This is a genomic window from Actinomadura keratinilytica, assembly GCF_039539665.1.
GTDB classification, from domain to species: Bacteria; Actinomycetota; Actinomycetes; order Streptosporangiales; family Streptosporangiaceae; genus Spirillospora; species Spirillospora keratinilytica.
On the sequence record NZ_BAABDO010000208.1, the window covers coordinates 1 to 5,629 of the forward strand.

General features: G+C 78.0%; 5 protein-coding genes. All 5 read right to left on the reverse strand.

What is annotated here, in order from left to right; genetic code table 11:
* The coding region (locus ABD879_RS31800; protein ID WP_345025481.1) for a transcription antitermination factor NusB at positions 1-937 on the reverse strand (937 nt) is incomplete at its 3' end.
* The gene (fmt, locus tag ABD879_RS31805) at positions 937-1,863 is read right to left on the reverse strand and encodes a methionyl-tRNA formyltransferase (protein WP_345025482.1); all 927 of its coding nucleotides are present in this window, start codon (positions 1,861-1,863) and stop codon (positions 937-939) included. The genes ABD879_RS31800 and fmt, both read right to left, overlap by 1 nt.
* 1 nt (position 1,864) lies before the next feature.
* Positions 1,865-2,410, reverse strand: a complete 546-nt coding sequence (def, locus tag ABD879_RS31810) for a peptide deformylase (protein WP_345025483.1) — start codon at positions 2,408-2,410, stop codon at positions 1,865-1,867.
* Between the two features lie 100 nt (positions 2,411-2,510).
* Positions 2,511-4,199, reverse strand: a complete 1,689-nt coding sequence (locus ABD879_RS31815; RefSeq protein ID WP_345025485.1) for a hypothetical protein — start codon at positions 4,197-4,199, stop codon at positions 2,511-2,513.
* A 17-nt stretch (positions 4,200-4,216) separates the two neighbouring features.
* Positions 4,217-5,629: primosome assembly protein PriA (locus ABD879_RS31820; RefSeq protein WP_345025487.1), on the reverse strand; the 1,413-nt coding region annotated here is incomplete at its 5' end.

Genomic DNA, 5,629 nt, shown 5'->3' on the forward strand with positions numbered 1-5,629 from the left:
CCAGCAGGCGGGCGCCGCGCTGCGCGGCCACGGCGCCCAGCAGGCCCGCCTTGCCGCCGGGCCCGGCGCACATGTCGAGCCAGCGGGCGTCGGGGCCGTCGAGCGGCACGGCGGCCAGGGCGAGCGCGACGAGCTGGCTGGCCTCGTCCTGGACGGCGGCGCGGCCCTCCTGGACGGCCGGGATCGCGGCGGGGTCGCCCTCGGGCAGCACCGCCCCGTACGGCGACAGCGGCGCCGGTTCGGCCCCCGCCTCGTACAGCTCCTGCGGGGCGGCGCGGCCGGGGCGGGCCACCAGGGTGACGCGGGGGCGTTCGTTGTCGGCGGCCAGCAGCGGCTCGATCTCGCCGCGGTCGGGGCCGAGGGCGTCGCGCAGCGCCGAGACGATCCAGCGGGGGTGGCTGTGCGCGACCGACAGCCGCGCCGCCTCGTCGCCGCCCTCGGGCGCGACGATGTCCAGCCACGCCGCCAGGTCGCGGGTGGCGACCTTGCGCAGCACGGCGTTGGCGAACTTGGCCTGCCCCGGCCCGGCGACCGACCGGGCCAGGTCGACGGCGGTGCCGACGGCGGCGTGCGGCGGGATGCGGGTGGCCAGGATCTGGTGGGCGCCCATCCGCAGCACGTCCAGCAGCGGCGGGTCGATGCGGCGCAGGTCGCGGTCGCTGCACAGGGCCAGCACGGCGTCGTAGGTGCCGCGGCCGCGCAGCGTGCCGTAGGTCAGCTCGGTGGCGAGCGCGGCGTCGCGGCCGGTGAGGCCGCGCGAGCGCAGGCGGTTGGGCAGCAGCAGGTTGGCGTAGGCGTCGCGGGTCTGCACGGCCCGGATGACGTCGAACGCGGTGCGGCGGGCCAGGTCCTCGGGGGGACGGCCGGTGCGGCGGGGGCCGCCGGGTCGGCGCGGGGCGCCGCGGCGGCCGCGGTTGCGGCGGTGGGCGGGCGGCATCAGTCCAGGCGGTCCTCGTCGGTGAGCCGGACGCCGCGCGTCCAGTCGGCGGCGTTCATGCGGCGCTTGCCCTGCGGCTGCACCTCGCCGAGCACGACCGGGGAGGTGCCCGTGCCGACCAGCACCTCGTTCCTGCGCACCCGCAGCGCGCCGGGGGGCAGCGGGTCGCCGCCCACGAGCGGGCGGACCGGGCCGAGCTTGAGGCGTTCGCCGCGGAAGGTGGTCCAGGCGCCGGGCGCGGGCGTGCAGGCGCGGACGAGCCGGTCGACCCGCATGGCGGGGGCGGCCCAGTCGACCCGCGCGTCCGCGGTGGTGATCTTGGCGGCGTGCGAGACGCCGTCGCCGGGCTGCGGGCGCGGCTCCAGGATGCCCGCCTCGATGCCGTTCATCGTGTCGACCAGCAGCCGCGCGCCCGCGTGCGCCAGGCGCTCCAGCAGCGTCCCGGCGGTGTCGTCGGCGCGGATCGGCTCGGTCAGCACCCCGTAGACCGGGCCGGTGTCCAGGCCCTCCTCGATCCGGAAGGTGGCGGCGCCGGTCATGTCGTCGCCGTGCAGGATGGCGTGCTGGACGGGCGCGGCGCCGCGCCAGGCGGGCAGCAGCGAGAAGTGCAGGTTCACCCAGCCGTGCCGGGGGATGGCCAGCGCGACGGGCGGCAGCAGCGCGCCGTAGGCGACGACGGGGCAGCAGTCGGGGGCGATCTCGCGCAGCCGGTCCAGGAACTCGGGGTCGCGGACCTTGGCGGGCTTGAGCACCTCGATCCCGGCCTCGGCGGCGCGCCGCGCGACCGGGCTGGCCGCCGGGCGGCGGCCGCGTCCGGCGGGCGCGTCGGGGCGGGTGACGACGGCGGCGACCTCGTGCCCGGACTCCAGCAGCGCCTCCAGCGACGGCACCGCCGTCTCCGGGGTTCCGGCGAAAACCAGCTTCACCCTAGATGGCCTTCCCGAACGTGGGGTGCGGGGACTCCTTGACCACCGGCGCGGGCTCGCCGAACCACTCGGCCTCGCGGATCGCCTTCATCGCGGCCCGGCGCTGCTCGGGGTCCATCCGGTCGATGAAGATCACGCCGTCCAGGTGGTCGGTCTCGTGCTGGACGCAGCGGGCCAGCAGGTGCGTGCCCTCCAGGGTGATCGGCTCGCCGTACATGTTGAAGCCCTTGGCGACCGCGCGGACCGCGCGCGGGGTGGGGAACGACAGGCCGGGCAGCGACAGGCAGCCCTCGTCGTCGGTCTCCTGCTCGTCCGACAGGTCCAGGGTCGGGTTGACCAGGTGGCCGAGCCGGTCGTCGACGTAGTAGGTGAACACGCGCAGGCTCACCCCGAGCTGCGGCGCGGCCAGGCCGACACCGGGCGCGTCGATCATCGTGTCGGTCAGGTCCTTGACGAGGCGGCGCAGCTCCTTGTCGAAGTCCTTGACCGGTTCGGCCGGGGTGCGCAGCACGGGGTCGCCGAAGAGGCGGATGGGCTTGACGGCCAACGAGGACTCCGTTCCCTACGGTGCGTGTGCGTGGCTGGCGGTGGGTTCGTCCCTGCGGTGCCCGGTCCGCGCCCTGTCGCGCGGTGGACGTCCCACCAGTCTACGAAGATCCGGAGGCGTCCCCGCCCCGGTGCGCCGCGCCGGCGCGGCTGGAGCGGGCCTTGTAGGCGGCGGTCCGCGCCGCCTTCGCCAGCGCCTTGTCGGGGTGGTGGTCGCCCAGGGCCACCAGCACGTCGACGGCGTCGGGGTGGTCGGCCCGCCGGATGTCGTCGATCAGCGCGGCGAGGTCGGCGTCGGCGGGCGCCTTGGCCAGGGCCGCCCGCACCGCCTCGCCGGGTTCGGCGGTCTCCATCATCCCGGCGACCGAGTCGACGAACATCCACACGTACTCGGCGCGGCCGAGCTCGGCGCCGGGGTCGCCGTTGCGGCTCAGCCACAGCACCGCGTACGGGCGGACGGGCGGGTGCCGCACGGCGTCCCGGACGGCGCCGGCGGCCTGCGGGCCGACGCGTTCGAGGACGGCGGCGGCCAGGTTGCGGGCGCCGGGGGTGCCGGTCCGCATGACCTCCAGCAGCTCGGCGGCGGCGCCGGCGGGGTCGCGGCGGGCCAGCCAGCCGTCGATCTCCTCGTCGGCGGTGTCGTGCCGGTGCCAGGTCAGCCCGGCCACCAGGTCGGCGGCCGGGACCTCGGCCAGCTCGCCGACCTGCGGCGCCACGAACCCGTCGGCCAGCAGCAGCTCCCGCACGCCCCACACGCCCAGCGGGGTGAGCGCGTAGCCGCCGCCGCGGGTCTCGGCCACGCCCCAGCGGACCAGGTTGCCGATCTCCTCGGCCAGCGCGGTCTCCACCGCGGCGGCCAGGGTGCGGCGGTCGTCGGCGACCTCGTACTCCTGCTCGACGTGCAGCATCAGCGCGGCCGCCAGCGGCTCGGGAGCGGTCGGCTCGTCCTGCTCGTACAGGTGGATCAGCACGCCGGTCAGCTCGTTCTGCACCAGCTGGGCCGGGGTGAGGCCGCCGGACGGGTCGTGCTCGGGCACCGCCGCGGCGTCGAACAGCCGCAGCCAGGCGTCCAGGACCGCGCGGTCGTCGGCGTCCTCCGCGATCGCGGCCCCGCCGGCGACGCCGGCCTCGTCCGCGGCCCGCCGGAGCCTCTCGGAGCCGCCCGACAGCGCCTCGGCGAGGAGCGGGGAGCGGCGCGCGGCGGCGGCCAGCTCGGCCTCGGGCGCCACCCGGACCGGCGGGACGACCAGTTCCTCGGCCCGGCGCAGGTACTCCTCGGTGCGGGCGAACCGCTCGGCCTCCGGCAGCGCCTCGAACGCGCGCACCCATCGCTCGACCGCCTCGGCGTCGTCCGGATCGACCCCCTCGGCGACCATCATGCCGTGGATCACCTCGGCCGCGGCCTGCCGCTCGGCGGTGTCGGCGGCGGCCACCACCTCGGCGAACCGGGGCGCGAGCGCGTCCAGCTCGGCGGCCAGCTCGGCGGCGCGCGCGGCCGGGACGGCGCCGGACTCGCCGAGGAACGCCACCAGGCGGTGCGCGGTGGCCAGGATGTCGGGCACCTCGTCGGCGCCCGCGACCACCGTCTCGGGGAAGACCTCCAGCAGCAGGCGGCGCAGCAGCTCGGGCGTCAGCCCGCCCGGCCCGGCCAGCCGCAGGTCGTCGCGCATGAGGTCGAGCAGCAGCCGCGCGCCCCGCGGGTCGACGGACTCGCCGCCGTGCTCGTCCGCCCACCTCCGCAGCGCGTCGTCGACGCCGCTGACCCAGTCGTCCACCGTGTTGTCGGCCACCCGGAGAACCCTAGTGGTCAGACCAGCTCCAGGGGGTCGATCTGGATGCGCACGGTTTCCGGAGCCTTACGCGCGCTGCGCACTCCCTGGGCCTCCTTCAGCGCGCGGGCGAGCGCGAGCCCCGCGCCGCACGGCACCCGGACGAGGGCGCGTTCCCGGCCCCGGGCCTCCCCGCCGGGGGCCGCGCCCGAGGGCGGGTCGGGCACCGGGACGGGGCCGAGGACCTCGGCGCCGTCCGGCAGGCGCGTCTCGGCCAGCAGTTCGCGGACCGCCGCGGGGGACGCGGTGAGCGAGGCCATGCGCACGGCGGGCGGGAACCCCGCGCCACGCCGGTCGGCCAGCTCCCGTTCGGCGAAGGTGACCGGGTCCCAGCGGATGAGCGCCTGCACGGCCGGGAGCGACCCGTCGGCGGCCACCACGACCGGGGCCGCGGGGCGGACGAGCGCGGCGGCGTTCAGCCAGCGGCGCAGAGTCTCCTCCCCCGCCCGCAGGTCGGGGCGGCCCAGCAGCACCCACCCGTCCAGCAGCAGCGCGGCCGCGTAGCCGCCGTCGGCGACCGGCTCGGCGCCGGGCGTGGACACCACCAGCGCGGGCCCGGCGCCGACGGTGTCGAGCACCCCGTCGCGCCCGGAGGTCCGGACGTTGACGCCGGGGAACGCCCGCCCCAGCTCCTCGGCCGTGCGCCGCGCCCCGACGACGACCGCCCGCACGTGGATGTGCCCGCAGTGCGGGCAGCGCCAGTCGCCCGCGATCCGCCCGCACCAGCGGCAGTAGGGGGTGGCGTGCGACGACGTCAGCGCCAGCGGCCCCTGGCAGGCGCCGCACCGGGCGGGGCCGCGGCAGCGTCCGCACGCCAGGCCCGGCAGGTAGCCGCGGCGCGGCACCTGCACCAGCACCGGGCCCTCCCGCAGCGCGTTGCGGGCCGTCTCGAACGCCAGGTGCGACAGGCGGGCGGTGCGGGCGGCGCCGTCGCGGGCCAGCTCGGCGTCGTCGCCCACGGGCCGCACCCGCGGCATGACCTGGCGCAGCCGCGTCCGCTCGGGCGCCAGGGGGTGCGCCCAGCCGGACTCCACCAGCCGGGTGGTCTCGGTGGTGCGGGTGAACCCGCCGAACAGCGCCGCCGCCCCGCCCCGGTGGGCGCGCAGCGCCAGCACCTCGCGGGGGTGCGGGTACGGGGCGTGCGGCTCGGCGTGCACGTCGTCGCCGTCGTCCCACAGCACGACCAGGCCGAGGTCGGCGACGGGCGCGAACATCGCCGCCCGGGTGCCGACGACGGCGCGGACCGCGCCGCGCAGCACCGCCAGCCAGCGCCGGTAGCGTTCGGCGGGCCCGAGCTCGGCGGTCAGCGCGACGTGCCGTCCCGGGCCCAGCTCGGCGGTCAGCGCCGCGTCCACGCGGGCCACGTCGCGCCCGTCGGCCAGGACGACCAG